General features: G+C 69.8%; 23 protein-coding genes. 9 read left to right on the top strand and 14 right to left on the bottom strand.

What is annotated here, in order from left to right; all coding sequences use genetic code 11:
* Nucleotides 1-50: 50 nt before the first annotated feature.
* The gene (locus tag WG922_RS17855; RefSeq protein ID WP_340284160.1) at nucleotides 51-1,061 is read right to left on the bottom strand and encodes a Bug family tripartite tricarboxylate transporter substrate binding protein; all 1,011 of its coding nucleotides are present in this window, start codon (nucleotides 1,059-1,061) and stop codon (nucleotides 51-53) included.
* 270 nt (nucleotides 1,062-1,331) lie between these two features.
* Between WG922_RS17855 and WG922_RS17850 the strand changes: the two genes are divergently transcribed.
* Nucleotides 1,332-3,239 carry a PAS domain-containing sensor histidine kinase gene (locus tag WG922_RS17850; RefSeq protein ID WP_340284158.1) on the top strand — a complete coding sequence of 636 codons (1,908 nt, stop codon included), beginning with the start codon at nucleotides 1,332-1,334 and terminating at the stop codon, nucleotides 3,237-3,239.
* Nucleotides 3,240-3,395: 156 nt separating this feature from the next.
* Here WG922_RS17850 and WG922_RS17845 read toward each other — a convergent pair whose 3' ends face one another.
* From WG922_RS17845 to WG922_RS17810, 8 genes are all read right to left on the bottom strand, one after another.
* On the bottom strand, nucleotides 3,396-3,920 hold the full coding sequence (locus WG922_RS17845; RefSeq protein WP_340284156.1) for a gluconokinase: 525 nt from the start codon (nucleotides 3,918-3,920) through the stop codon (nucleotides 3,396-3,398).
* Nucleotides 3,921-4,128: 208 nt separating this feature from the next.
* Nucleotides 4,129-5,523 (bottom strand): dihydrolipoyl dehydrogenase, encoded by a 1,395-nt coding sequence (lpdA, locus tag WG922_RS17840; protein WP_340284154.1) that lies wholly within the window; start codon nucleotides 5,521-5,523, stop codon nucleotides 4,129-4,131.
* 5 nt (nucleotides 5,524-5,528) lie between these two features.
* Nucleotides 5,529-6,977 carry a dihydrolipoamide acetyltransferase family protein gene (locus WG922_RS17835; RefSeq protein WP_340284152.1) on the bottom strand — a complete coding sequence of 483 codons (1,449 nt, stop codon included), beginning with the start codon at nucleotides 6,975-6,977 and terminating at the stop codon, nucleotides 5,529-5,531.
* A 3-nt stretch (nucleotides 6,978-6,980) separates the two neighbouring features.
* Entirely contained in the window at nucleotides 6,981-7,985 is a 1,005-nt protein-coding gene (locus WG922_RS17830) for an alpha-ketoacid dehydrogenase subunit beta (protein ID WP_340284179.1), read from the bottom strand.
* Between the two features lie 61 nt (nucleotides 7,986-8,046).
* Nucleotides 8,047-9,282 (bottom strand): 3-methyl-2-oxobutanoate dehydrogenase (2-methylpropanoyl-transferring) subunit alpha, encoded by a 1,236-nt coding sequence (locus WG922_RS17825; protein ID WP_340284151.1) that lies wholly within the window; start codon nucleotides 9,280-9,282, stop codon nucleotides 8,047-8,049.
* Nucleotides 9,283-9,482: 200 nt separating this feature from the next.
* The gene (locus WG922_RS17820; RefSeq protein ID WP_340284150.1) at nucleotides 9,483-11,609 is read right to left on the bottom strand and encodes a hybrid sensor histidine kinase/response regulator; all 2,127 of its coding nucleotides are present in this window, start codon (nucleotides 11,607-11,609) and stop codon (nucleotides 9,483-9,485) included.
* A gap of 163 nt (nucleotides 11,610-11,772) precedes the next feature.
* Nucleotides 11,773-12,717, bottom strand: a complete 945-nt coding sequence (locus tag WG922_RS17815) for a LysR family transcriptional regulator (protein ID WP_340284148.1) — start codon at nucleotides 12,715-12,717, stop codon at nucleotides 11,773-11,775.
* Nucleotides 12,714-13,607 (bottom strand): LysR family transcriptional regulator, encoded by an 894-nt coding sequence (locus tag WG922_RS17810; RefSeq protein ID WP_340284147.1) that lies wholly within the window; start codon nucleotides 13,605-13,607, stop codon nucleotides 12,714-12,716. The genes WG922_RS17815 and WG922_RS17810 overlap by 4 nt, the downstream gene beginning before the upstream one ends.
* A gap of 201 nt (nucleotides 13,608-13,808) precedes the next feature.
* On the opposite strand from WG922_RS17810, the gene WG922_RS17805 reads away from it, so the two are divergent.
* Both WG922_RS17805 and WG922_RS17800 read left to right on the top strand, forming a co-directional pair.
* Nucleotides 13,809-14,171 carry a hypothetical protein gene (locus tag WG922_RS17805; protein WP_340284146.1) on the top strand — a complete coding sequence of 121 codons (363 nt, stop codon included), beginning with the start codon at nucleotides 13,809-13,811 and terminating at the stop codon, nucleotides 14,169-14,171.
* Nucleotides 14,172-14,388: 217 nt separating this feature from the next.
* A complete protein-coding gene (locus tag WG922_RS17800) occupies nucleotides 14,389-14,913 on the top strand; it encodes an SRPBCC family protein (RefSeq protein ID WP_340284144.1) in 525 nt (174 codons plus the stop codon).
* A gap of 169 nt (nucleotides 14,914-15,082) precedes the next feature.
* Here the strand turns inward: WG922_RS17800 and WG922_RS17795 are convergent, their stop codons facing one another.
* Entirely contained in the window at nucleotides 15,083-15,508 is a 426-nt protein-coding gene (locus WG922_RS17795) for a hypothetical protein (protein ID WP_340284143.1), read from the bottom strand.
* Between the two features lie 3 nt (nucleotides 15,509-15,511).
* Here WG922_RS17795 and phhA point away from each other — a divergent pair, with 3 nt between their 5' ends.
* The gene (gene phhA / locus WG922_RS17790; protein ID WP_340284142.1) at nucleotides 15,512-16,426 is read left to right on the top strand and encodes a phenylalanine 4-monooxygenase; all 915 of its coding nucleotides are present in this window, start codon (nucleotides 15,512-15,514) and stop codon (nucleotides 16,424-16,426) included.
* 3 nt (nucleotides 16,427-16,429) lie between these two features.
* Entirely contained in the window at nucleotides 16,430-17,137 is a 708-nt protein-coding gene (locus tag WG922_RS17785) for an SDR family NAD(P)-dependent oxidoreductase (RefSeq protein WP_340284141.1), read from the top strand.
* 64 nt (nucleotides 17,138-17,201) lie between these two features.
* Here the strand turns inward: WG922_RS17785 and WG922_RS17780 are convergent, their stop codons facing one another.
* Both WG922_RS17780 and WG922_RS17775 read right to left on the bottom strand, forming a co-directional pair.
* Nucleotides 17,202-17,444 carry a hypothetical protein gene (locus WG922_RS17780; RefSeq protein WP_340284140.1) on the bottom strand — a complete coding sequence of 81 codons (243 nt, stop codon included), beginning with the start codon at nucleotides 17,442-17,444 and terminating at the stop codon, nucleotides 17,202-17,204.
* Nucleotides 17,445-17,560: 116 nt separating this feature from the next.
* Complete coding sequence (locus WG922_RS17775; protein ID WP_340284138.1) at nucleotides 17,561-18,094, bottom strand: glycine zipper domain-containing protein; 534 nt, start codon at nucleotides 18,092-18,094, stop codon at nucleotides 17,561-17,563.
* 166 nt (nucleotides 18,095-18,260) lie between these two features.
* Between WG922_RS17775 and WG922_RS17770 the strand changes: the two genes are divergently transcribed.
* From WG922_RS17770 to WG922_RS17760, 3 genes are all read left to right on the top strand, one after another.
* Nucleotides 18,261-19,016, top strand: a complete 756-nt coding sequence (locus WG922_RS17770; RefSeq protein WP_340284137.1) for an NAD(P)H-binding protein — start codon at nucleotides 18,261-18,263, stop codon at nucleotides 19,014-19,016.
* Nucleotides 19,017-19,243: 227 nt separating this feature from the next.
* Nucleotides 19,244-22,084: a N,N-dimethylformamidase beta subunit family domain-containing protein gene (locus tag WG922_RS17765; RefSeq protein WP_340284135.1), complete on the top strand. Its 2,841-nt coding sequence runs from the start codon at nucleotides 19,244-19,246 to the stop codon at nucleotides 22,082-22,084.
* An 11-nt stretch (nucleotides 22,085-22,095) separates the two neighbouring features.
* Complete coding sequence (locus WG922_RS17760; protein ID WP_340284134.1) at nucleotides 22,096-22,551, top strand: hypothetical protein; 456 nt, start codon at nucleotides 22,096-22,098, stop codon at nucleotides 22,549-22,551.
* A 12-nt stretch (nucleotides 22,552-22,563) separates the two neighbouring features.
* Here WG922_RS17760 and WG922_RS17755 read toward each other — a convergent pair whose 3' ends face one another.
* The gene (locus WG922_RS17755) at nucleotides 22,564-22,830 is read right to left on the bottom strand and encodes a hypothetical protein (protein WP_340284133.1); all 267 of its coding nucleotides are present in this window, start codon (nucleotides 22,828-22,830) and stop codon (nucleotides 22,564-22,566) included.
* Between the two features lie 225 nt (nucleotides 22,831-23,055).
* On the opposite strand from WG922_RS17755, the gene crcB reads away from it, so the two are divergent.
* A complete protein-coding gene (crcB, locus tag WG922_RS17750; RefSeq protein ID WP_340284132.1) occupies nucleotides 23,056-23,448 on the top strand; it encodes a fluoride efflux transporter CrcB in 393 nt (130 codons plus the stop codon).
* Nucleotides 23,449-23,527: 79 nt separating this feature from the next.
* Here crcB and WG922_RS17745 read toward each other — a convergent pair whose 3' ends face one another.
* The gene (locus WG922_RS17745; protein WP_340284131.1) at nucleotides 23,528-24,538 is read right to left on the bottom strand and encodes a hypothetical protein; all 1,011 of its coding nucleotides are present in this window, start codon (nucleotides 24,536-24,538) and stop codon (nucleotides 23,528-23,530) included.
* Nucleotides 24,539-24,556 lie beyond the last annotated feature (18 nt).

Here is a 24,556-nt window from a genome sequence, read left to right as displayed (position 1 = left end):
TGCGCATCAGGCATTCCGTATCGGGCCTCGCCGCCTCGGCAATCGCCGCATCATGGCTTGGGGATGCCCACCGTGTCGGGCGACACCTTGGTCTTCCCCGTCGAGTGCAGCAGCCAGGCGTTGGCCTGGATCGCCGGCATTGCCGCCTGCTGCGCGGCGTCGCCCGCCACCGGGGCGAACAGCGCGCCCTTGCTGGTCGCGTAGGTCTTGATGGCGGCGCTGTTGGCGATGTTCTCTTTCCAGATCTTCTGCACCGTGGCGACCACCTCGGGCGGCACGCCCTTGGGAATGAAGATGCCGAAGTAGTTGGCCGGCGCCGTGAAGCCGGGGATGAACTTGCTGATCGGCTCGATGGTGCCGAAGCCCTCGATCTCCAGCGGGCGGTCGGACACCGTGGCGAGCGGGCGGATGCGCTTGCCGCGGATCATCTCGGCCTGCTCGACGGCCAGCTGGGTGGTGAGGTCGGTTTCGCCCGACACGGTCGCCACCACCGCGGGGTTGCCGCCGTCGTAGGTCACGTGGCGGTACTTGACGCCGGTGGCGCGCGCGATGGCCTCCATCGCGTTGTGCCCGCCGGAAGTCACCCCGGCCGTGGCCACCTTGATCTCGCCGGGCTTGGCCTTCATGGCGTCCAGCAGCTGCTGCATGTTCTGCCAGGGCCGCGAGGCGTTCACGCCCACCACCGGCAGGTTGGCCACGGTGAGGAACATGTGCCAGTCCTTGGCCGGGACGTCCAGCATGCCCAGCGCCTGGTAGGTGCCCAGGTCCTGCGCCGCGCCGGCGGCCCAGGTCGTGCCGTCCTTGGTTGCCTCCCAGGCGTTCTTGGTGCCGATCGATCCGGAGGCGCCGGGCTGGTTGACGATGATCACCTTCTGGCCGAGCGCCTTCTCCAGTTCGGCGGCGGTGACGCGGGTGATCTGGTCCGTGGAGCCGCCGGCGGCCCACGGCACCACGATGTTGATCGGCTTGCTGGGCGTCCACTGCTGCGCGAGCGCCGGCGCCGAGAGGCCCGCCGCGACGCAGGCACCGGCCACGGCCTTGAGGAAAAAGCGTTTGTCCATGCTGTGACTCCTGAGTGCGAGATGCGCCGCCGGATGCTGCGCGATCGATTCACCAAACGGTTAATAAGTCCGAGGCGACCGCTCACGGCATGTCCGCAGGACCGGCCGTCCCCGTGGCGCAATCTATTCACTTGGCAGTTAATTGGGCATTCCGGAGAACCCTTAGAACCTAGCGGCGACGCTGCCCTGCCGCGGCGCCAGCGTGCAAACCCGGTCGCACAAGCCGACGGCCGGGGGATACAGTGCGCGCACCGCCCAGCACTTCGATTCATGCAGTACCCACCCGCAGCACGCCCCCGCTCCGCGAGCACGTCCCGGACCGGCGCCGACACTGTTGCCACGCTGCAGGCGCGCAACGCGGAACTCGAATCCATCTTCGCGGCCGCGCCAGTGGGCATTGCCGTGCTGGACCGGGGATCGCGCTTCCTGCTGGTGAATGCGGAACTGGCCCGCATGCACGGCATCGACCTCGCCGACCACGTCGGGCGGTCCGTGCGGGACGTGGTGCCTGCGCTCGCCGAGGGCATCGAGCAGACGGTGGCGCAGGTGTTCGCCACCGGCGAGACGCTGCGCGGGCTGGAGTTCAGCGGCGACCTGCCCTCGCAGCCCGGCCTCGTGCGCCACTGGCTCAGCGGGTTCTATCCGGTGCGCAGCGCCGCGGGGCGCATCCGCGCAGTCGGCGTGTGGGTGACCGAGATCACCGAGCACAAGCAGGCCCAGGCCGCGCTCGAGGCCAGCCGGCTCAAGCTGTCCATCGGCATTCAGGCCGCGGGGCTGGTGATGGCCGAGATCGACTACCGCAGCAACCAGAACCACCTGTCGGCCGAGCTCGCGCGCCTGCTCGAATTGGGCGACGGTCCCATGACCGTCACCCGCCAGGCGGTGTTCGACCGCATCCACCCCGAAGACCGCCCGCGCTACCTCGAGGAAATCGCACGCACCACCAACCCGGCGGGCGACGGCCATCTCGCCATCGATGTGCGTCTTCTGCTCCCCAGCGGCGCGGTGCGCTGGCTCCATATCCGGTTGCAGGTCACCTTCAGCATGGTCGATGGCGAGTTGCGCGCCGACCGCGGCATCTGCGCCGCGCGCGACGCAACGGCCGAGATCGTGGCCGGGCACAGGCTGCGCGCTGCCCAGCGCCTCACCGCATCGATCATCGAGAGCGCCGGCGCACTGGTGTTCGCGAAGGACCTGCAGGGGCGCTACATCCTGTCGAACCAGTCATGGCGCGACGCGGTCGGCCTCTCTCCGGAACAGGCCGAGGGCGTGACGGACGATGCGCTGTTCGGCCCCGAGGTGGCCGCCACGCTGCGCAGCTCCGACGCACAGGTGGCGCGCACCGGTGCGCCGCTGCGGGTCGAGGAGCACGGCCTCATGCGCGGGCGCCCGGTCACCTACCGCACCAACAAGTTCCCGCTCTACGACGAAGCCGGACACATCTTCGCGGTGTGCGGCGTTTCGACCGACATCACGGATGTCGTCGAGGCCGACCGGCGCAAGGACGAGTTCATCGCGACACTGGCCCACGAACTGCGCAACCCGCTCGCGCCCATCCGCAACGGGCTGCACCTGCTGCAGCACGGCGGTGAGCTCAGCCCCTCGGGAGAGCGGGTGCGCAGCGTCATGGAGCGCCAGCTCACTCACCTGGTGCGCCTGGTCGATGATCTGCTGGACGTCTCGCGCATCAGCGGCGGCAAGGTCGAGCTGCGACCCGAGCCGGTCACGCTGCAGCGGGTTTTCGAGCATGCGGTCGAGGCCTGCCAGCCGGCGCTGGACGCCGCTGGTCACACCCTGCTGGTTACGCTGCCGCCCGAGGCGCTCTGGGTGCGTGCCGACCTGGTGCGCATTGCGCAAGTGGTGAGCAACCTGCTGAACAACGCCGCGAAGTACACCCCGCCCGGAGGACGCATCGAGCTGCGCGCCCGTGGCGATACGGGCTGCGCCGTGATCGAGGTCTGCGACAACGGCGCCGGCATCGCCCCCGAGATGGCGGCGCGCGTCTTCGAGCTCTTCGCTCAGGTCGAGGGAACCGTCAACCGCGCCCAGGGCGGACTCGGAATCGGCCTGTGGCTGGTCAAGAAACTGGTCGAGCTGCACCAGGGGAGTGTCCGGGTGGACAGCCCGGGCCTGGGACGCGGTTGCACCTTCACCGTGCGACTGCCCCTTCTGGGGTAGGCGCGCGCAGAGTTCGACGCGGCCACTCGGCACTCGGGGGCACTCCCTTCGCCTTGGTTCCACCGCGGGCATTGCCGGGTTGCGCGCGGCGGACGACCTTGGCACGCGTAGGTGGTGTCCAGACGCGCCAGCAACCCGTGGCCGGGCGAACTCTGCTCAGGCCGGCTCGCTCCGCGCCCACCGCTCGCACTGCGCCAGCACGTCCTCGAGCGGCGCTGCGATGGAGACCGCTGCAACTCCCGGCTCGCCCACGGGCGGCTCCAGATCCTGAAACTGGCTGCGCAACATGCCAGCGGCCATGAAATGTGCGCTGCGGCGCTCCATGCGCGCGCGGATGGTGGCTTCGTCGCCGTGCAGATAGAGCACCTGCAGCCCCGGCAGGCGCGCCCGCAGGAAGTCGCGGTAGCTGCGCTTGAGGGCCGAACAGGCGATGAACACGGGCGCTTCGGGGCGCGCGCTGGCTGCCCGCACGCCCGCCTCGGCCACGGCTGCAAGCCAGGGCCAGCGGTGCTCGTCGTCCAACGCCTGCCCTTGGCGCATGCGCTCGACGTTGCGGCGCGGGTGGTAGTCGTCGGCATCCAGCAGCACGCCGCCGAGCCGCTGGGCCAGCCCCTGTGCCACGCTCGACTTGCCGCTTCCCGAAACGCCCATCACCAGCCAGAAACCGCTCGCATCCTTCACCACGCGACCTGCCCTTTCCGTTTGTCGTCGCTCCATCATCCCACCGGCTGCGCACCGGCGGGGGCGCGCACGTGTGACCGGGATCTCGCGTGCCAGCCACCTCCCGTCACCGGGCACGAACCGGCAGGCGGCATGTGACGGCGGGCCGGATCGCGGCTCGCAGCAGCGCCATCGCGCCGCGCCGCACCCGTCACTGGGCCACCTCCGCTCAGATGTGCAGCGCGTGCCCCAGCGCCCGCAGGGCCGCCTCCTGCATGGCCTCGCCAAGCGTCGGGTGCGCGTGGATGGTGGCCGCCACGTCCTCCAGGCGCGATCCCATCTCCAGCGAATAGCAGAACGCCGCGCTGAGCTCGGACACGCCGCGGCCGACCGCCTGCCAGCCCACGATGGCGTGCGTGTCCTTGCGGGCCACGACCCGCACGAAGCCCTCGCCGCCTTCCATCGTCTGCGCACGCCCGTTGGCGGCGAACGGGAACTGCGCGACCAGGCAGTCCAGCCCCTGCGCGGCCGCTTGCGCGGGCGCCAGGCCGGCGCTCACCACCTCCGGGTCCGTGAAGCACACGGCAGGAATGGCCGAGGGCTCGAAGCGCCGCCGCCGGCCCGCCACGATCTCGGCCACCATCTCGCCCTGCGCCATGGCGCGGTGCGCGAGCATGGGCTCGCCGGTGAGGTCACCGATGGCCCACACGTTGCGCATCGAGGTGCGGCATTCGGCGTCGATGCGCAGGGCGCGGCCCTGCATGTCGAGGCCCAGCGATTCGAGGCCGAAGCCCTCGGTGCGGGGCCTACGCCCGACGGCCACCAGCACCCGGTCGGCCGGCAGCACGAACTCGTCGGCCTTGGCGCTGCGCACCCGCAGGCCGTCGCCGGGCTCGCTCAGTCCCTCGGCAGTGCAGTCGAGGTGCAGCGTGATGCCCAGGCGCCGCAGGCTGGCCAGCACCGGCTGCGCAAGTTCCTCGTCGTAGCCCGGCAGGATGCGCGAGGCGCTCTCGACGACCGCCACTTCGGCGCCGAGCTTGCGCCAGGCCATCCCCAGTTCGAGCCCGATGTAGCCGGCGCCGACCACGACCATCCGCTGCGGACATTCGGGCAGGGACAGCGCTTCGGTAGACCCGATGACCGACCCGCCGAACGGCAGGTGCGGCAGCGCCACCGGCTCGGAGCCGGTGGCCAGCAGCAGGTGCTCGCAGTGCACGCGCACCGGCTCGTCGTCGCCGGTGACCTCCACGGTCTTGCCGTCGATGATGCGGCCCCAGCCCCGCAGCACCTGCACGCCGGCCTTGCGCAGCAAGCCGCCGACTCCCGTGCTGAAGCGGCTGGTGATGCCGTCCTTCCAGCGCATGGTCTGGCGCAGGTCGATGGCGGGCGACTCGACCCGGATCCCCAGCTCCGAGTCGCCGGCGAAGCGGCAGGCCCGCTCGAACTCGTCGGCGGCGTGGATCAGGGCCTTGGAGGGAATGCAGCCGATGTTCAGGCAGGTGCCCCCCAGCCGCTCGCCCTCGACCAGCACCGTAGGCACGCCGAGCTGGCCGGCCCGGATGGCCGCGACATAGCCGCCTGGCCCGCCGCCGATCACGAGAAGCGTGGTGTTCTTGTTCTTCATCGGCGTCACTCCACGAACAGCAGCGCAGGGCGCTCGAGCAGCGCGCGCACCGCCTGGATGAAACGGGCCGCGTCCATGCCATCGACCACGCGGTGGTCGAAGGAGGAGGACAGGTTCATGAGCTGTCGTGCGACGACGGAGGTGCCCACGAAGACCGGCCGCTCCACGATGCGGTTGACGCCGACGATGGCGACTTCCGGGTGGTTGATGACGGGCGTGCTGGCGATGCCGCCGAGCGCCCCCAGGCTGGTGAGCGTGATGCTGGAGCCCGAGAGCTCCTCACGCGCGGCCTTGCCGCTGCGCGCGGCCTCGGCCAGGCGTGCGACCTCCCGTGCGATGCCCCAGAGATCGAGCGCCTCGGCATGGCGCACGACCGGCACCAGCAGCCCGGCGTCGGTCTGGGTCGCGACGCCGAGGTGCACCGGGTGCAGTCGGGTGACGACGCCGGCGTCGTCGTCGAAGCGCGCATTCATCTGGGGGAACTCGTCGAGCGCGACGACCATCGCGCGGGCGATGAAGGGCAGCAGGGTCAGCTTGCCGCGGCTAGCGCCGAAGCGTGCGTTGAGCTGCACCCGCAGCGCCTCGACCTCGGTGACATCGATCTCCTCGACATAGCTGAAGTGCGGGATGCGCCGCTTGGCCTCCTGCATCTTCTGCGCGATCTTGCGCCGCAGCCCGATCACCGGCACCGCCTCTTCGCCATGGCGCTGGCGCAGGCCGCTCGTGCCGACGACGGGCGCCTGGCCGCGTGCGGCGAGGTACACGTCGAGGTCTTCGTGGGTGATGCGCCCTGCCGGGCCGCTGCCGTGCACGAACTGCAGCTCGATGCCCAGGTCCCAGGCGCGCCGCCGCACCGCGGGCGAGGCGATGGGCCGCTCACCCGGCGCCCGGGTGTGCGCCGGTGCCACGCCCGGCTTGCCCGGTGCGCGCTCGTCGCGCGGTCGCGGCGGTGCCTCGCTGCGCGCGCCGGCCGTCTCGGCATGCGTGCGCGCCGGTGACGGATGCGGCAGCGCGGGCTCGGCGGTCTGCGCCCTTGCGTGCTCTCGGATGGGCGGAGTGCCGGCTTCCCGCGCCAGCGCCTGCGCGGGCTCCAGCGCACGCTCCTCATGTGCCGTGTCCCGTGCCGCTTCCCGTGCGGGTGCTTGCCCGGCCGCGGCTTGCGCAGCGCCGACGGCTCCGTGGCTTTCGCGGGAGCCGGTGAGGTTGCCCTCCCCTTGCACCTCCAGCCGGATCAGTTCCGAGCCGACTGCCATCACCTGGCCGGGCTCTCCGCCGAGCGCAGCCACGGTGCCGCGCACCGGCGCCGGGATCTCGACGGTGGCCTTGTCGGTCATCACGTCGGCGAGCACCTGGTCTTCCTCGACGGTGTCGCCCAGGCGCACGCGCCAGGCGACCAGCTCCACCTCGGCGATGCCCTCGCCGATGTCCGGCATCTTGATCGAATACATGCCCATGCCTCAGGCCTCCACCGCGCGTTGAAAGGCCGCGCCGACGCGGGCGGGACCGGGAAAGTACGCCCATTCCTGGGCGTGCGGATACGGCGTGTCCCAGCCGGCGACACGCTCGATGGGCACTTCCAGGTGGTAGAAGCAGTGCTCCTGCACCAGCGCCGCGAGCTCGGCGCCGAAGCCGCTGGTGCGGGTGGCCTCGTGCACCACGACGCAGCGGCCGGTCTTCTTGACCGAGGCGAGCACGGTGTCGAGGTCCATGGGCCAGATCGCGCGCAGGTCGATGATCTCGGCGTCGATGCCGGTTTCCTCGGCCGCGCATTGCGACACCCACACCATGGTCCCGTAGGTCAGCACGGTGAGCTGCGAGCCGGGGCGGACCACGGCCGCCGCGTCCAGGGGTACCGTGTAGTAGCCCTCGGGGACGTTGCCCAGCGCATGCTTGGACCACGGCACCACCGGCCGGTCGTGGTGGCCGTCGAAGGGGCCGTTGTACAGGCGCTTGGGCTCCAGAAAGATCACCGGATCGTCGCACTCGATGGCCGCGATGAGCAGGCCCTTGGCGTCGTACGGGTTGCTGGGGATGACGGTGCGCAGGCCGCAGACGTGCGTGAACAGCGCCTCGGGGCTCTGGCTGTGGGTCTGGCCGCCGTAGATGCCGCCGCCGCAGGGCATGCGCAGCGTCAGCGGGCAGGTGAAGTCGCCGGCCGAGCGAAAGCGCAGGCGCGCCGCCTCGGACACGATCTGGTCGGACGCCGGATAGAAGTAGTCGGCGAACTGGATCTCGGCCACCGGCCGCAGCCCGTAGGCCGCCATGCCCACGGCCACGCCCACGATGCCGCCTTCGCTGATCGGCGCATCGAAGCAGCGCGAGGTGCCGTACCTGGCCTGCAGCCCTTCGGTGACGCGGAACACGCCGCCGAAATAGCCCACGTCCTGGCCGAACACGACGACGTTGTCGTCGCGCTCCATCATGACGTCCATGGCCGAGCGCAAGGCCTGGATCATGGTCATGGGGCGCTTCTGTCCGGCGGCGGTTTCCACCGCCGCGTTGTCGATCTTTTTCAGCATGGCATCAGATCCCCAGTTCCTGCCGCTGCCGGCGCAGGTGTGCGGGCATCTCGGCGTAGACGTCTTCGAACATCGTCGCGGCGCTCGGGATGTGTCCGTCGAGCAGCGTGCCGTGGCGCTCGGCTTCCTTGAGCGCAGCGCCCACTTCGGCCTCGAGTTCCAGGCGCACCTGCTCGTGCTCCTGCTCGGACCACGCGCCCAGGCCCACCAGATGCTGCTTGAGCCGCTGGATCGGATCGCCCAGCGGGAAGCGCTCCCAGTCGTCCGCGGGGCGGTACTTGGACGGATCGTCCGAGGTGGAGTGCGCCCCCGCGCGGTAGGTGACCCATTCGATCAGCGTCGGCCCCAGGTTGCTGCGAGCCCGCTCGGCGGCCCAGCGCGAGGCGGCCAGGACGGCGAGGAAGTCGTTGCCGTCCACCCGCAGCGACGCGATACCGCAGCCCACCCCGCGCGCGGCGAAGCTGGTCGCCTCGCCGCCGGCGATGGCCTGGAAGCTGGAGATCGCCCACTGGTTGTTGACCACGTTCAGCACCACCGGTGCGCGGTAGACGTGGGCGAAGGTGAGCGCGGTGTGGAAGTCGGCCTCGGCCGTGGCCCCATCGCCGATCCAGCCCGAGGCGATGCGTGTGTCCCCCTTGATGGCCGAGGCCATGGCCCAGCCCACCGCCTGGATGAACTGGGTGGCGAGGTTGCCCGAGATCGAGAAGAAGCCGGCGCGCTTGTACGAGTACATCACCGGCAGCTGACGGCCCTTCAAAGGGTCGCGTTCGTTGCTCATGAGCTGACAGATCAGCTCGACCAGCGGAACGTCGTCACGGGAGAGCAACAGGCCCTGCTGGCGGTAGGTGGGAAAGCACATGTCGCCGGGCTCGAGCGCCTGGGCGTGCGCGACGGCGATGGCTTCCTCGCCGAGGCACTGCATGTAGAAAGAGATCTTCTTCTGGCGCTGCGCGATCTGCATGCGGGCGTCGAAGGCACGCGTCTTCATCATCGCCCTCAACCCCTTGCGCAACTGGCCCGTTCCGACCTCGGGCGCCCAGGGGCCGACGGCACGGCCTTCGCGGTCGAGCACGCGGATCAGGTCGTAGGCCAGGTCGGCCGTGTCGAAATGGCTGGTGTCCACCGGCGGCCTTCGCACGGCGCCCGCTTCGGAGACACGGAGATAGGAAAAGTCGGTGGAACAGCCGGGACGGCCGGAAGGTTCGGGCACATGCAAGCGCAAGGCCTGGTGCTGACTCATGCATCGCTCCCGCGCATTGGTGATGCGCACAGGTTGATGAACCGGCGCACAGGCTGGCGGGTGGGCCGCTTGCGCGCCGAGGCAAAGCCGCGAGGGTGGTGCGGCCGCGTCAGTCTAAGCGGGTTCGGGGGCGCCGGGCGCCAGTTCTGCCACGCGCATGGAACCCGGCTCGGGCAAGCCGTGCCGGGGGTGCGGGGAGCTCACGCCTGCGACGCGCGCGTTCTCGCGGCGATGGCCAGCCAGTGGCCCACGATGGCGGCGAACTCGTCCAGGATGACGGGCTTGGCGAGATAGTCGTTCATCCCGGCTTCCATGCAGGTCTCACGGTCGCGCAGGCCGGCACCGGCCGTCAAGGCGACGATGGGCGCCTCGAAGCCGGCTGCGCGCAATCGGCGCGTGGCCTCCAGGCCGTCGAGAACAGGCATCTGGCAGTCCATGAGGACCAGGTCGAACCCGCCGAGGGCGGCGCGCTCGAGCGCCTCGCATCCGTTCTCCGCCACGACGACATCGCGGATGCCGATCTTTTCCAGCATGGCCATCGACACGATCTGGTTCACCGGATCGTCCTCGACCAGCAGGACGCGCGCGCTGGGCTGCACGGCCAACGCCACAGGAGGCGCAGCGACCGGCGCGGGCTCGCTTTCGCAGACCGCGTACGGGACCTCCAGCGCGAAGCTCGATCCCACGTCCGGTTCGCTGCGCACCGACAGGCGACCTCCCATCAGTTGGGCGAGCTCCTGGGCGATCGCCAGCCCCAGGCCGCTGCCCCGGTACTTGCGGCTGGCCGAACTGTCGATCTGGTGGAAACGGCTGAACAGCCGCGACTGCTCGTGCGCAGCGATGCCGATGCCGGTGTCGATCACCTCGAAACGAAGACCGGGCTGCACCGACGCAGCGCCCGACAGCACGAGCGACACCGAGCCGGACGGCGTGAACTTCAGTGCATTGCCCAGCAGGTTGAGCAGCACCTGCCGCAGGCGGTTTTCATCGAGCGTGGCAAAGCGCGGAACGTCCGGTGCGATCGAAAGCCGGAAAGACAACCCCTGCTCGCGCGCCGTCGCTTCGTAGAGCGTCGCGAGTTCGCCCACGAGGGCATGGACGTCGGACCGCACCGCCGCCAGACGCATCTGGCCCGCTTCGATCTTCGACAGGTCGAGAACATCGTTCACGAGTGCGAGCAGGCTCTTGGCACAGCTTTCGATCATCGCCACGTAGTCCTTCTCGCGCGGCGGAAGCTCGGCCTGCGCGAGCATCTGCGCGAGCCCGATCACGCCGTTGATCGGCGTGCGGATCTCGTGGCTCATCGTCGCAACGAAGCTGGATTTGGCGAGGCTGGCCTGCTGCGCGGCCTGCATGGCCTGGCGCAGGCGCTCGTCGGCCAGCAGGGCCGCGCGCCGCTCGGCAGTGACGTCCGAATAGGTGAGGATCTGCCATCCGCTCTGGGTATTGCGCGACGCTTGCATCTGCAAGATGGTGCCGTCCGGGCGCGTGTGCTCGCGGGTGGCACCGTCCGGCACGGACAGCGCCCGCCCGATCACCTCGCCGACGGTGGCCTCGGTGCTGCCGCTGCCGTACTCCCCCGTCGCGGCGGCGTACCGGACCATCGACTCGAATGGCGTTCCCGGCAGCAGCAGTTCCGACGGGATGTCCAGCAGGTGCTGCATGCGCCGGTTGCTCACGACGTGCCTGCGGTCGCCGTCCAGCACCAGGAGGCCCTGCGGCAGGTGCTCGATGACCGAGTCCAGCAGTTCGCTGCGCTCGATGAACTTGCGCGAGACGTCGCGCTCGCTTTCGCGCAGCAGCAGCGTGTGCACCACGGCTCGGGCCAGTTCGACCAGCAACCCACGCTCTCGGTCGAGCAGGCGGCGCGGGGTCGGACCCGCTACGCAGAGCGTCCCGATGCGCTCGCCTCCCGGCATGATGAGCGGGGCACCCGCATAGAACCGGATGTGCGGCGCTCCGAGCACGGCGGGCTTGTTGCAAAACCGCTCGTCCAGCAAGGCGTCCTCCACCACCAGCAGATCCGCGTCGCCGGCCACCGCGTGGGTACAGAACGAATCTTCGCGGGAGGTCTGGTCGCCCTGCCCAAGGCCGACGGCGGCCTTGAACCACTGGCGATGGCGATCGATCAGCGAGATCAGTGCGATGGGTTCGGCGGTGATCGATGCGGCCAGCGTGGTGAAGCGGTCCAGTACGGGCTCCGGTCCGGTGTCCAGCAGATCGAGCGCATGGAGCCGTGCAATGCGGCGTCGCTCCCGTGCTTCTTCGTCACGGGCTGGGGACTCGTCTCCCTGGGACGAGCCGTCGAATCGAGAGGTCTTGAACACTTTGTGCTCCGTGCAACCGGGAGTCGTCCCGTGGGCGTCATGGGGTGGAGAGTTCGAGCAACCTCTTTCTGATGAGCTTTACCTTACGCCGAGTGCCGCGCTTGAGGAAGATGCCAAAAAGCGAACGCGTTCACCCGATTCCGGGGCGCAGCCTGCCGGCGCCCTACTCCCACCGCGGATACACCTGGTTCCCGGCGGCGCCGTAGACCTGCAGGAGGCACTCTCGGAAGGAGGCCGCGGGGGCTGTGAGCGCTACGCCCGAGAGCGCGACCAGCGCGTGCCGCCGCGACGGAAGGTGCAGCCCCGGCGCCCGCACCGGAGCCAGACCGCCCGCGACGAGTTCGGGAAGCGAGGATTCCGGCACCAGGGCGACGGCATCGCTTTCGCCCACCAGGGCCATCGCGATCAGTGGGTCGCAGTCGATGATCTGCTCGGGAGGCGATACGCCGGCAGCGCGGAACGCAGCGCGCAAGCGCCCGGCCTCGAGCCCGTCGGGCATGCGCGACTTGATCCACTGCAGGCGACTCAGCGCCTCGGCGGTGGGATGGCGCAGGATGGGGTGGTCTGTGCGCACCACGGGCACCTGCGCGATGGCTGCCAAGGGATGCGCCGCCAGCTGCGCATCCAGTTCGCCCGGCTCGTCGATGACGGCAAGGTCGCGGGAGCCATCGCGCAACCCTGCGAGCGCCACGCCCGTGGTGGACTGGCCGAGCACGAGCCGGATGCCGGGATGGTCCGCGCGGAATGCGGCGACCACCCGGTGCAGCCGCTTGCCCGCAATCGCCGGCGTCACGGAAACGGCCACCCGTCCGCCGGGCTCGCCCTTGAGCATGGCCAGCTCGGCTTCCAGACTCGTCAACTTGCGCAGGATGAACCGTGCGTGGCGCAGCAGCGCCTCCCCCGCCTCGGTCGGCGTGACGCCGCCATGGCGGTGAATGAGCAACGGTTGCCCGGCCGCTTCTTCCAGGGCCTGCATCCGCTTGGCCAGTGCCGCCTGGGTGACGCCGAGTCTGCGGGCCGCCGCCCGGATGCCTCCGCTATCGACTACTTCGACCAGGGCCTTGAAATGATGCAGCTTCGGATCGGCCTTGCGCGCGCCCACCGTCATAGGGCGCGCGCCGCCTCGACGATGCATTCGGCGAGGTACTCACTGGAATCGGAGAGCGGGAGATCGCGCCTGCGCACCACCGCAAGGGTCAACGCGGGCGGCTGCAACAGCTCGAGGACCGCCAGTTGGTCGAGGCCGAATTCCCCCAGCAGGGCCTGCGGCAGTACGGTGAGCGCGTCGCCGGCCGCCACGAGTTGCGTCGCGACGAAGTAGTCGGCATGGATGAAGCGGCGCGGCCGGGGCAGCTCGGCGGCGTCGAACAGGCGCAGGAAACGCTCGGACGCTATCGCACCCTGGGTGCCCGGGCAGATCCACTCGAAGTCGGCGGCCCCCTCCGGCGAGCAGGCGTCGATGAGCGGGTGGCCGCGCCTGGCAACCACCGAACACGCGAAGCTGCCGACCACATCCTGCTGGAACTCGTCTTCGCGGGCGCCGGTCGTCTCCTCGATCACAGCAAAGTCGAGCAGCCCGGTGCGCAGCCCTGAGATGGCGTCCATGCTGGAAGGATCGTAGAGGGACAGCCGGGGCCCGGCGTACCGGGCCCGAAACCACCGCAGCGCCTGCGGCACGGCCTTGCAGCCGAGGGGCTGCGCCACCGCCACCGAGACCCGCTGCCTTCGGCTGTCCGCCAGCCGGGTGAGCTCCTCGGCCGTTGCGTTCATGGCGCGGGTGATGGTGCGCGCAGTCGAGAGCACGACCTCTCCGGCCGGAGTCAGCACGAGCCGGCCGTCTTCGCGGTCGAACAGGGGTTCGTCGATGACGCCTTGGGCTTCCTGCAGCGACCGCGTGAGGGCGGCCTGGGTGACTCCGCTGCTGCGGGCTGCCGCCCGGATGCTGCCGGCGTCAGCGACGCTGACGAGCGCCCGAAAGTGTTGTAGCTTGAGTTCCATTCCCACGGCCCGAGTGACCGAATGGGTCGGCGATGTCGATTGAAGTGCTTCACTGGTGCAGCGCCCCCGCATGGTGCTACGCTGGTCCAGCAAACTGCCGGGGCGAGTGTGCCTCAAAAGCGGCCCGGGTCCGGCGTCACTGCCGCACAGGCGCACACATCGTCCTTTTGATGAGTTTTGTCACAGCGAATGGCTTCGATCATGCATTCCGGACGACGCGTTCTCGTCGTACAAGATCAAGAGCGTGCAGGCGAGGCCCTCGCGGACATCCTCACCATGCATGGCCACCAGGTGCGCACCTGCTGGCGCCTGTGCGACCTGCCACACCAGCTGGGCAGCTTCGTTCCCGAAATCATCATCCTGGAACTCGCGCCGGGCCCCGCGCGCGATGCGTGCCACATCATCCGCTCCGACCCCCGAACAGCGGCGGCGGTGCTGCTGGCGGCAGCCGACCCGTCCGCGTGCGGCGAACTCCGCGCACTCCAGCTGCACGCCGTCCTGCCGAGTCCCGCACCAGCCAAGCCACTCCTGCGGCTGCTCGAGACGCTCACGCCCCGCGGATAGCGGCACTTGGCGCATCGGGCCGCTCGGGTGCGCACGCATCGGTGCTCACTCGAACCCGCCGTGCAACCGCGCGGTATCAACTGCCGAGTTCGGTTTTTCACTCTGTTGCCAACAGCGGGAAGCGGCGCGGGCACCATGCACCGCACCCCACATCACCGCAATTCCGCGGCTTGTTCTATTTCTTGGAGGTTGAAATCAGATGGGACGACTCGTAACCATGGCCGCACTCGCTGTCGGCGGCCTGCTCCTTTCGAAGCAGATGAAGAAAATGCGCGGCCCCGATGCAGGCTCCTCGGTGTCGGCTTCGATCGATGTCGATGTGCCGGCCAGCACCGCGTACAACCAGTGGACGCAGTTCGAGGACTTTCCCAAGTTCATGGACAGCGTCACCGAAGTGAAACAACTTGACGACACCCACCTGCGCTGGTGTGCCACCGTGGCGGGCAAACCCAAGGAATGGGTGGCGGAGATCACGGAACAGATTCCCGACAAGCGGATCGCCTGGCGCAGCACCGGTGGCGTGCACAACGCGGGCGTGGTCACCTTCCACAAGATTTCCGACCAGCGCACCCGCGTGATGCTGCAGATGGACTACGAGCCGGAGACCATGGCCGAGCGCGTAGGCGACGCGGTCGGCGGCGTCAAGAAGACCGCCAAGGGCAACCTCGAACGCTTCAAGGAACTGCTGGAAGAGCGTGGGCACGAAACCGGCGCCTGGCGCGGCACGGTGCCGCAGCACTGATCCTCTTCGGGGCGGGCAAGCCCCTCCTGCGTGCATGCCACGAACAGCCTCGCAGGCGCCTGCCCGCGCTTCGGGGCTCACGCACATCACCGCGCCGTGAGGCGCTCGCAGGCCTCGCGGCGCAGTGCGAACTCCCTGCCACGGGCCGCAGTGCGCAGCCCAAGGCGCCTCAGTCCGGACGACGGCTGCGCATCGCCGAGACGAATCGCTGCGTCGCCTCGCCGCGCAGTTCGGACACGGTCGTCAGGAGCTTCGAAAAATCGGCTTCCGAGACATCGGCCGCGCCGGAGGCCTCGAAGGCGGCCTGCTCGGCCAGGCGTGCATCGCGGTCTCCGTCCAGCCAGCTCTGAAACTTGTTGTTGGAACTCACGTACTTCCTTTCGCGCCGAGGGGTTCGACCGTGCGGCCCATCGTACACGCCCGAGCCGGCGCCTTTGGCGCGCGGCTTGTGCCGCTGAGCCTCTCGCGCCGACCCGCCGCGCAGCTTTCGTGCGCCGGTGAGAGGCATCGCTCGTGCATTCACAGATTTCGTGCAGCGCCTCGCCGGCACGATGCGTACGATCAGGCCCTCGAAGGTGCCGAGCGAAGGAGACACGCCGTGAACCGAACCGAAGCCGCCCCCCATACGCCGGAGCCGGATGCCAAGCACGGGCTTGCGGCCGGCGAACAGCCCGCCCCGCCGGAGCGCAGCGACTGGACCATCGCGCAGGGCTGGGAACGCTACACGGCCGAAGAGCATGCCGTGTGGAAGACCCTGTTCGATCGGCAGACGCGGCTGTTGCCGGGCCGCGCCTGCGATGCGTTCGTGCGCGGCATGCAGGATCTGCCGATCGGCCCTGACCAGATTCCCGACTTCCGCCGTCTTTCCGACGTGCTGATGCAGCGCACCGGCTGGCAGATCGTGGCGGTGCCGGGGCTGGTGCCCGACGATGTCTTCTTCGAGCACCTGGCGAATCGGCGCTTTCCGGCCGGCAACTTCATCCGCAAGGCACACCAGCTCGACTACCTCGAGGAGCCGGACGTGTTCCACGACGTCTTCGGGCACGTTCCGATGCTGATGAACCCGGTGATCGCCGACTACATCCAGGCCTACGGCCAGGGCGGGCTGCGGGCGCAGCGCCTGGGCCGCCTGCCGCAGCTCGCGCGGGTCTACTGGTACACCGTGGAGTTCGGATTGCTGCGCCAGAGCGACGGTCTTCGCATCTACGGAGCGGGCATCGCATCGTCGTACACCGAGAGCCGCTTCTGCCTGGAGAGCGCTTCGCCCAACCGCATCGGCTTCGACCTCGAGCGCGTGATGCGCACCCGCTACCGCATCGACGATTTCCAGGAAACCTATTTCGTGCTCGACGACCTGGACGAGCTGCTGGAGTTGTCGCGCATCGACTTCGCACCTCTGTACGAGCGCCTCGGGTCCGGGCCCGAATACGAGCCGGGGGATGTGCTCGCCGCGGACACCGTCCTCACGCGCGGCACGGGCGAATACCACCGCACGCGTAGCAAGGAGCAGTGAGCCATGGCACAGGCATCCCGAGTGGTGATGATCAGTGGCGCGGCAGGCAATCTCGGTAGCGCCGTGGCGCGTGCCTTCGCTGCGGACGGTGAGCACCTTGTTCTGGTGGATTTGCGCAGCGACGCACTGGAGCTCTGTGCCGCTGCCCTGCAGGGCGCGGAGGTGCTGCCCGCGCCGACCGACCTGCTGCAGCAGACTTCGGCGCAGGCGGCGGTCGATGCCGCGCTGGCGCGCTTCGGCGGCATCGACGTGGTCTGCAATCTGGCCGGGGGCTTTCACATGGGCGAGGCGGTGCACGAGACCAGCGACGCGACCTGGGAGCAGATGATGGGCCTGAACGCCCGCACGCTGCTCAACCTGACGCGCGCGGCGGTCCCGGTCCTGCTGCGCCAGGGCGGCGGCCAGGTGGTGAACGTGGCGGCGGGCGCCGCCGTGCGTGGCGGTGCACACATGGGTGCTTACGCGGCCGCCAAGTCGGTGGTGATGCGCCTGACCGAATCGATGGCCGGCGAACTGCGCGAGCACGGCATCAACGTCAACTGCGTGCTGCCCTCGATCATCGATACGCCGGAGAACCGCCGGGCCATGCCCGACGCCGACCCGTCACGCTGGGTCGCACCCGACGAGCTGGCGCAGGTGATCCGGTTCCTGGCGTCGCCGGCGGCGCGCGCGGTGCACGGGGCCGCCATTCCGGTCAGCGGCCTGTCCTGAGATATCGGGTGGACCCACGCCCGGCGCCGTGGGCGTCCCGGGCAGCAGGTTGCCGCGGCGTGGCTCAGTGGGACGTTGCGCGCTGCGAGCGGTCCAGCGTGAGCTCTGCAGCGTGCGCGTGCGCCTGAAACTCGCGGTCGGTCATGACATACAGGGCCACACGCTGGTAGTTGCCTTCCATCTGGGCCTCCACCAGGTACTGCCCGCGCGAGCCGGGCCGCGGTCCCTTGACCCACCACCGATGACCGCTGCGGTCCACGAAACAGCTGCCGACCAGTTGGGCGAGGGGTGCGGGTTGGGTACTCATGGCCTGAACGGTAGCCCGACAAGGTCGCGCCATCCAATCAGCATTTGCGCCGCCGGCCTGTAGGCGAGCGCCTACGCGTCACCTTGTGCGCCGCTCCGGCCCTGGCCGGCTGAGCCTCAATGCCGGTGGTTCTTGTCCCATCCCACCGCCCGCCCGGGGGGCCGGCCGTGCTTGTGCTTGCGGCCATGGCGATGCGGCTGCTGCACCACGACTGCAGGGGCCATCGCCTGTACGGGTATCACCGGTGTCGCGGCACCCGTCGTCGGCTTCTTCTGGGTCATGGATCGCCCAAGTTCGGCGCCAACGGCCCCACCCGCACCGGCCCCGATTACCGCCCCGGTGCCGCCGCCGACCTGCTGCCCGACCGCCGCACCGGCCGCGCCGCCCAGCGCGCCGCCCACAATGGCACCTTTCTGGCCGGAGCCGGAGGTGGTGGTGCCCGCGCCAAGCGCCCCGCCGATCGCCCCGCCAATGACGGCGCCGTCCTTGCCTCCGACTTCCTTGCCCACTGCGGCACCAGCGGCACCCCCCAGGCCGCCCCCGATGGCGGTGCCGAGGTCGGCGACGGCCGGGAGGGCAGACAGTCCGCACGCGGCGGCGCAAGCTGCGCCGCGCAACAGCTTGGACAAGCTGGCAGATAGGTTCTTCATGATTTTCTTCTCCTCGTGTCTGCGCATGGCGCGCTATCCAGTTCAGCTGGCGTGCGCAATTCTAGGAAGCCGCTGCTGAGCCAGCGTCCCGGATGTGCTTCAAGACGTAATGCTTGCGGCCCTACACTGCCGCGCCGGGTGCACGCCTGCCCCACTGGAGCTTCCCATGAGCCCGATGCAAGACCGCGCCGATGCCACGGCCCCCACTGGCCCCAAGGATGCCGATGCCGCAGGGGCCGCAGAGCTCGCCAAGCCGCGCCAGCGCACCCGCGTCGTTGCCGTGGCCGGCGCGACCGGCCTGGTAGGGCGCGAGCTGCTCGACGGGCTGCTGCACGACGCCTCGGTCGGCGCCGTGCACGCGCTGGTGCGTCGGCCGCTGCCGCACCAGCACCCGAAGCTCGCGGTGCACCTGGTCGATTTCCACGATCCGAAGTCGGTTGCGGCCGCCCTGCCGCACACGCTCGACGAGGCGTACCTGGCTTTGGGCACCACCATCGCCGCGGCCGGCAGTCGAACCGCCTTCCGGGCGATCGACCACGATGCGAACCTGGCTGTGGCCCGCGCGGCCATGTCCGCGGGGGCACGCCGCATCGCGCTCGTGAGTGCCCTGGGCGCGGACGCCCGCTCGCGCGTGTTCTACAACCGCGTCAAGGGCGAACTCGAAGATGCACTGGCCGCTCTGCGCTGCGATGCGCTGGTCATCGCGCGCCCTTCTCTTCTGGTGGGTGACCGCCCGGCCCTCGGCCAGCCCGAGCGGCCTGGCGAGCGTTGGGGCTTGCGTCTGAGCCGGGCGCTGGGGCCGCTGGTCCCCCGCGGTTGGCGCCCGATCGCCGCAGCCGCGGTAGCGCGCGCGCTGCTCGTGCGGCTGCCCACGGCACAGGGGGTCGAGCGGCTGTCGTCGGGCGACATGCAGCCGCGCTGACGGAACCCGGCGGCCGGGTATTCGGCTCCGCGTCGGCTTCATTCGAAGGTTCACCTCGCACCTGCGATCGATCTTCCCTGCCCCGCTCGAGCCTGGCCCGATCGGGCTATTGCACACGCTGTCGCGCTTGAGCCGACCGATCTACTCCGCACAATGGCCGAACTTCACTAGCAGAGTCGGTCTTTGGCCGGGCTGATCGATTGGTAGAAATGACAGGGAGACAGTGCATGGCCAAGAGCGCTCTGCGCATCAGCATCGGAGCGGTGACGCTTGCATTGACCACGCTGGGTTGGGCGCAGCAGCCCTCCAACGTGATCCGCCTGGAGAACGCCAAGCGCGGCGACAGCGACTGGCCGCTCACGGCCCTTGCCGACAACCCGACGGTGGAGGGCTATGCCTCGCACACCAGCGTCAACCGGGGCGAGACCATCCGGTTCTTCGTGAACAGCGCCGCGCCGACCTACACCCTCACGATCTACCGCATGGGCTGGTACGGCGGAGCAGGCGCGCGCCGGATGCACAGCGTCACGCTGACCGGTGTGCGCCAGCCCCTGCCCACGCCCGACCCCACCACGGGCCTGATCGAAGCGCAGTGGTCGGAGTCGTATCGCCTCACCATCCCCAACAGCAGCGACAAGACCGATTGGGCGACCGGCGTCTACCTGGCAAAGCTCACACCGAGCACCGGTTCGCAGAGCTACATCATGTTCGTCGTGCGCGACGACAGCTCGACCGCGCCCTTCGCGTTCCAGAGCGCGGTCACCACGCACCAGGCATACAACAACTGGGGCGGCAAGTCGCTCTACCCCTACAACAGCGGCGGCGCACCGGCGCGCAAGGTGTCCTTCAACCGGCCGTACAAGCGCCAGGGCTGGGCCGATGCCGGCACGGGGAAGTTCCTCAACTGGGAGATCTACTTCCTGCGCTTCCTGGAGCGCGAGGGCTACGACGTCAGCTACCTCACCAACCTCGACGTGCATGCCGACCCCCAGCGGCTCGGGCGGCACAAGGCCTTCCTGGTAGCCGGGCACGACGAATACTGGTCCTATCGCATGAAGGAGGGCGTGCACCAGGCGCAGGCCCAGGGCGTGCACCTGGGCTTCTTCTCGGCCAACCAGACCTACTGGCAGATCCGCCTGGAGCCGGGCGCCGGTGGCGCGCCCGATCGCACCATCGTCGCCTACAAGGAAGCCGCGCAGAGCCAGGACCCGCTGGCGCTGGACGGCGATCCCTCCAACGACAAGTTCATCACCGCGCGCTATCGCGACCTTCGGCCGGTGTTCGGCGTGGTCGATCCGATCGCGCAGCCCGAGAACGGCCTGGTGGGCGTCATGTACCACGGCGACCCGTTCAACGGCGACCTCGTGGTGTCCGAGCCCGGACACTGGAGCTTCGGCGGTACCGGCGTCGTCGCGGGCACGCGCTTTCGCGGCCTCCTGGGCTATGAGACCGACGCAGTGTTCGACAACGGCTACTCGCCACGCGGGCTGCGCCGGCTTGCGGAGTCTCCCGACCCCTGGGGCGGGTCGCAGGTGACCACCTACACCACCGCCAGCGGCTCCGTGGTGTTCGCCACCGGATCCATGCAGTGGAACTGGGGCCTGGACAACTACGGCTGGCGCAACCTCGAGGACGAGGCGGTCAAGCAGACCACGCGGAACGTGCTCGCCCGCTTCCTCAGCGACGCGCTGCCGGTGCCCACCAATCTGCAGGCGAGCGCCGGAGCCGACCGCGTCGATCTGAACTGGACCGGCAGCACGGGCGCGACCTCCTACAACCTGTACCGCGGCACCGCGCCCGACGAGCTCGGCTCGCAGCCCTACCGCACCGGCATCACGGCCACCAGCTTCACCGACACCGGACTTACCGCCGGCACCTACTACTACCGCGTGAGTGCCGCCAACGGCCAGGGCGAAAGCTCGCCGAGCGAAGCCGTCGATGCGGTGGTGTCGGCGGGCGCACCTGCACCTGCACCTGCACCTGCACCTGCACCTGCACCTGCACCTGCGCCGGCTCCCGCTCCCGCTCCCGCTCCGGCTCCGGCTCCGGCTCCGGCTCCGGCTCCGGCTCCGGCTCCGGCTCCGGCTCCGGCTCCGGCTCCGGCTCCGGCTCCTAGCTGTGCGTACCCCGCCTGGAACACCACGACGCGCTACCTGCCCGGCGATATCGTCACGCGCCTTGGCATCTACTACATCGCCACTGCGAACAGTGCGAACGCCTGGAACGTGAACTCGCCGCCCGAGTGGACGCCGAGCCTCTGGGCGGTGCATAGCTGTGCGCCCGCGCCAGCGCCCGCTCCGGCTCCGGCTCCGGCTCCCGCTCCGGCACCGGCTCCGGCACCCGCTCCAGCACCTGCTCCGGCACCTGCTCCGGCACCTGCTCCGGCACCTGCTCCGGCACCTGCTCCAGCACCCGCTCCAGCACCTGCTCCAGCACCTGCTCCAGCACCTGCTCCAGCACCTGCTCCAGCACCTGCTCCAGCACCTGCGCCGACACCTGCTCCAGCACCTGCTCCGGCTCCGGCTCCGGCACCGGCTCCGGCTCCGGCTCCGGCTCCCGCTCCGGCTCCCGCTCCGGCACCGGCACCGGCTCCGGCACCCGCACCCGCACCGAGTTGCACCTTCCCCACGTGGAATACGACGACGCGCTACCTGCCGGGCGACACCGTCACGCGCCTCGGCACGTTCTACATCGCCACGGCCAACAGCGCGAACGCCTGGAACGTGAACTCACCCCCGGAGTGGACGCCGAGCCTGTGGGCGTTGCACAACTGCGCGCCTGCGCCTGCGCCTGCGCCTGCGCCTGCGCCTGCGCCTGCACCTGCACCTGCACCTGCACCTGCACCTGCACCTGCACCTGCACCTGCACCCGCGCCTGCGCCGGCTCCGGCTCCGGCTCCGGCTCCGGCTCCGGCTCCGGCCTGCAGCTTCCCCAACTGGGTGCAGGGACGCCAGTACGCCGCCGGCAGCATCGTCACCTACCAAGGCCGGCTCTACCGCGCCAAGTACGCCAACCCGGGCTACAACCCGACCATCAGCACCTACTACTGGGCGCCCCACACCTGTTGACGAGGACCCCCATGCGACGCCTGTTCCTGCTGCTTCCCCTGCTCGCCGCCACCAGCATCACCACCGCCACGCGCGCGCAGGAGATCGGCACCGAAGCCTGGTACGCCGTGCCCGACCAGCGCGGCGTGCAGCGCGTGCACGTGGAGTGCGGGCGCGACTATCTGGACCCGCGCGAAATCGTGGTGCAACCGGGCATTCCGGTGGAGTTGGAGGTGCGCTCCGCGCAGCCGGACGAAGAGTTCGACGCCGGTCCGGGCGGGCGTGTCCGCCTCGACCGGCAGCATCCGCGCACCGTCCGCTTCACGCCCGCCGCGCGCGGCCGCCATGTACTGGCCTGCGGCCAGCGCGGCGCCGGCGGACCGGGCGCGGCGAACCCGCGCAAGCGCGGCCTGCTGCACGTCGATCACCCGCGCGGACGGGAACACCCGCACGCCGGCGAGCACCCGCGCGGCGGCAGCCAGCCGTAAACGGGTTGCGGCTCAGATCGCGTCGTCCTCGTCGCGCTTGATGCCGCCTCCCACCGGGGTGAAACGCATCACCTCGGACAAGGCACGGTGTCCGTGCGCGGCCCGCGCCACCAGCGTGGCACCGACGAACATGCCGAGCGTGCGCACTCCGAGCGAGGGGTGCTTGCGCGTGGCGAACCATGCAGCCAGGCCGGCCGCGAGCGTCACCCAGTTTTCGCCTGGAAACAGCGGGGTGGGGTCGTCGAAGCGCTTGAGTACGGCGGGTTTTTCGATGTGCATTGGGGACCTTCCGAAAAGAATGCTCAGACGCTAGCGCAAGCCCGCGCGCGCACGCCGTCGCGCAGCCGGCCAAACCCCTGTCGGACGACTTCCACGGCTGCGATACTCGGCAGTTCGCCCGGCGCAGCCTCGGCGGTTCGCCGCCGCAGCCGCCGCCCCCCATCCCGTTCAACCCGCCCGGCGCACGCTCTCCGGCAGCCACTCCACAACGATCGCAGCTCGCCCATGGGATCCGCACTTGCCGTTGCTTCCGGCGCCGCCATCGGCGCGCTCTTGCGCTGGCGCCTCAACATCTGGCTGAACCCTTCCAGCGCACTGGTGTCCGTCGGCACGCTGGCAGCGAACCTGCTCGGTGCGTACCTGATCGGACTGGCGCTGGCCTGGTTCGCCCAGCGTCCCGACCTTTCGCCCCAGTTGCGGCTGCTCGTGGTCACAGGCTTTCTCGGAGGGCTCACCACCTTCTCCACCTTTTCTGCCGAAGTGGTGCAGCAGCTGCAGGAAGGCCGCCCCGGCGCCGCCCTCACCGCCACGGCCCTGCACGTGGCAGGCAGCCTGGCGCTGACCTGGCTGGGAATCGCCACCTTCGGCTGGCTGCGTCGCGTCGGCGGGGCCGGCTGATGTTGGTCGCGTAAGCCGCCGGCCCCGCGCGCGGACGGCACACGCGATCGCCTGATGCAAGAGCCCTCCACCGCCTCCGTCAGCGCCGTTCGCGCGCAGTCCGGCCCTCAGCTTGGCCCGCCGCCTGGGCCTGGAAGACCGGCCAGTCCCCTCCTGCCTCGTCGGGGGACCGCACGTCGCGCCATGCGGGCTCGAAGGCACCCTCCTGCAGCTGTGTGAGGTTGTGCAGGATGCAGGCCTGGAGCGCCTGCACGGCTCTGCCCTTCGCTCCGTCGCCAGAGAACGGGCGCGTCACCAGCACGTTTTCGGCAGCCAGGAATTCCATGTTCCATGCATCCACGTTGTCGTAGTTCTTGCGCACCTTCTGGTAGGGCCGCTGCACCGGCAAATCGAAAGGGACCAGCTTCACGCCGTCCGCGCGGCGCAGCGCCTGCACGGGGCCGTTAGGCCAGCCGCTGGTGGTGAACAGGGCCGCAACCTCTCCGCGCTGGACCATGGCAATGCCGGCGTCGTCGGTCTCGACATCGACGAAGCGGATGTCCAGGCCATGTGCCTCGCTCACGGTGCGTCCCAGCTTGCGTGCCGAGCCCACCACCGCGACCGCGAGGCCCCGCAGGTCGGAGACCTGGTGCACGTGGCGATTGAACCAGGCGTTGTCCAGCGGCCAGACCAGCGGGACGATTCCCCGGCGTGGGTAGCCGTCCCGCCGCGCGACGACGTGCAGGAGGTTGGAGTTCATGGGAAGCACCGTCCTGAGCTTCCCGATGGCATCGTCCGAGGCCTTCATCTCGCGCAGCGTGTCGAGCTGCACGAAGCCCAGGTCGGCCCGGTTGGCCACCAGCACCGAGAGGTTCTGCAAGCCGCCTTCGGTCGGCACCTCGGCCAGGGCGACCCGGCTGCCACAGGCGTACTGGATGTCCGCGAAAACGCGCGAGAAGCCCTTGCCTTTCGCGCCGGTGGCGATGCGCAGCACGTGGTGGGCCTGCGGCATGCCTGATTCGGCCTGTACGGGCGCCTGCGCCTGGGCGGCGGAAGCGGCGGTGGTTGCCAGCACGGCCGCGACGGCAAATCGTGTGCAAATGGCTTTCATGAGACAGCTCCTTGGGTC

The organism is Ramlibacter sp. AN1015 (assembly GCF_037726105.1).
Lineage (GTDB): Bacteria > Pseudomonadota > Gammaproteobacteria > Burkholderiales > Burkholderiaceae_C > Ramlibacter.
This window is presented reverse-complemented; position numbering and strand designations above follow the sequence as displayed.

Bases quoted from the DNA above. Each gene is read 5' to 3' on its own strand.
- WG922_RS17855 (WP_340284160.1), bottom strand. From the start codon at position 1,061: ATGGACAAACGCTTTTTCCTCAAGGCCGTGGCCGGTGCCTGCGTCGCG.
- WG922_RS17850 (WP_340284158.1), top strand. From the start codon at position 1,332: ATGCAGTACCCACCCGCAGCACGCCCCCGCTCCGCGAGCACGTCCCGG.
- lpdA (WP_340284154.1), bottom strand. From the start codon at position 5,523: ATGAAGAACAAGAACACCACGCTTCTCGTGATCGGCGGCGGGCCAGGC.
- WG922_RS17835 (WP_340284152.1), bottom strand. From the start codon at position 6,977: ATGGGCATGTATTCGATCAAGATGCCGGACATCGGCGAGGGCATCGCC.
- WG922_RS17830 (WP_340284179.1), bottom strand. From the start codon at position 7,985: ATGACCATGATCCAGGCCTTGCGCTCGGCCATGGACGTCATGATGGAG.
- WG922_RS17825 (WP_340284151.1), bottom strand. From the start codon at position 9,282: ATGAGTCAGCACCAGGCCTTGCGCTTGCATGTGCCCGAACCTTCCGGC.
- WG922_RS17815 (WP_340284148.1), bottom strand. From the start codon at position 12,717: ATGACGGTGGGCGCGCGCAAGGCCGATCCGAAGCTGCATCATTTCAAG.
- WG922_RS17810 (WP_340284147.1), bottom strand. From the start codon at position 13,607: ATGGAACTCAAGCTACAACACTTTCGGGCGCTCGTCAGCGTCGCTGAC.
- WG922_RS17805 (WP_340284146.1), top strand. From the start codon at position 13,809: ATGCATTCCGGACGACGCGTTCTCGTCGTACAAGATCAAGAGCGTGCA.
- WG922_RS17800 (WP_340284144.1), top strand. From the start codon at position 14,389: ATGGCCGCACTCGCTGTCGGCGGCCTGCTCCTTTCGAAGCAGATGAAG.
- WG922_RS17785 (WP_340284141.1), top strand. From the start codon at position 16,430: ATGGCACAGGCATCCCGAGTGGTGATGATCAGTGGCGCGGCAGGCAAT.
- WG922_RS17780 (WP_340284140.1), bottom strand. From the start codon at position 17,444: ATGAGTACCCAACCCGCACCCCTCGCCCAACTGGTCGGCAGCTGTTTC.
- WG922_RS17775 (WP_340284138.1), bottom strand. From the start codon at position 18,094: ATGAAGAACCTATCTGCCAGCTTGTCCAAGCTGTTGCGCGGCGCAGCT.
- WG922_RS17770 (WP_340284137.1), top strand. From the start codon at position 18,261: ATGAGCCCGATGCAAGACCGCGCCGATGCCACGGCCCCCACTGGCCCC.
- WG922_RS17765 (WP_340284135.1), top strand. From the start codon at position 19,244: ATGGCCAAGAGCGCTCTGCGCATCAGCATCGGAGCGGTGACGCTTGCA.
- WG922_RS17760 (WP_340284134.1), top strand. From the start codon at position 22,096: ATGCGACGCCTGTTCCTGCTGCTTCCCCTGCTCGCCGCCACCAGCATC.
- WG922_RS17755 (WP_340284133.1), bottom strand. From the start codon at position 22,830: ATGCACATCGAAAAACCCGCCGTACTCAAGCGCTTCGACGACCCCACC.
- crcB (WP_340284132.1), top strand. From the start codon at position 23,056: ATGGGATCCGCACTTGCCGTTGCTTCCGGCGCCGCCATCGGCGCGCTC.
- WG922_RS17745 (WP_340284131.1), bottom strand. From the start codon at position 24,538: ATGAAAGCCATTTGCACACGATTTGCCGTCGCGGCCGTGCTGGCAACC.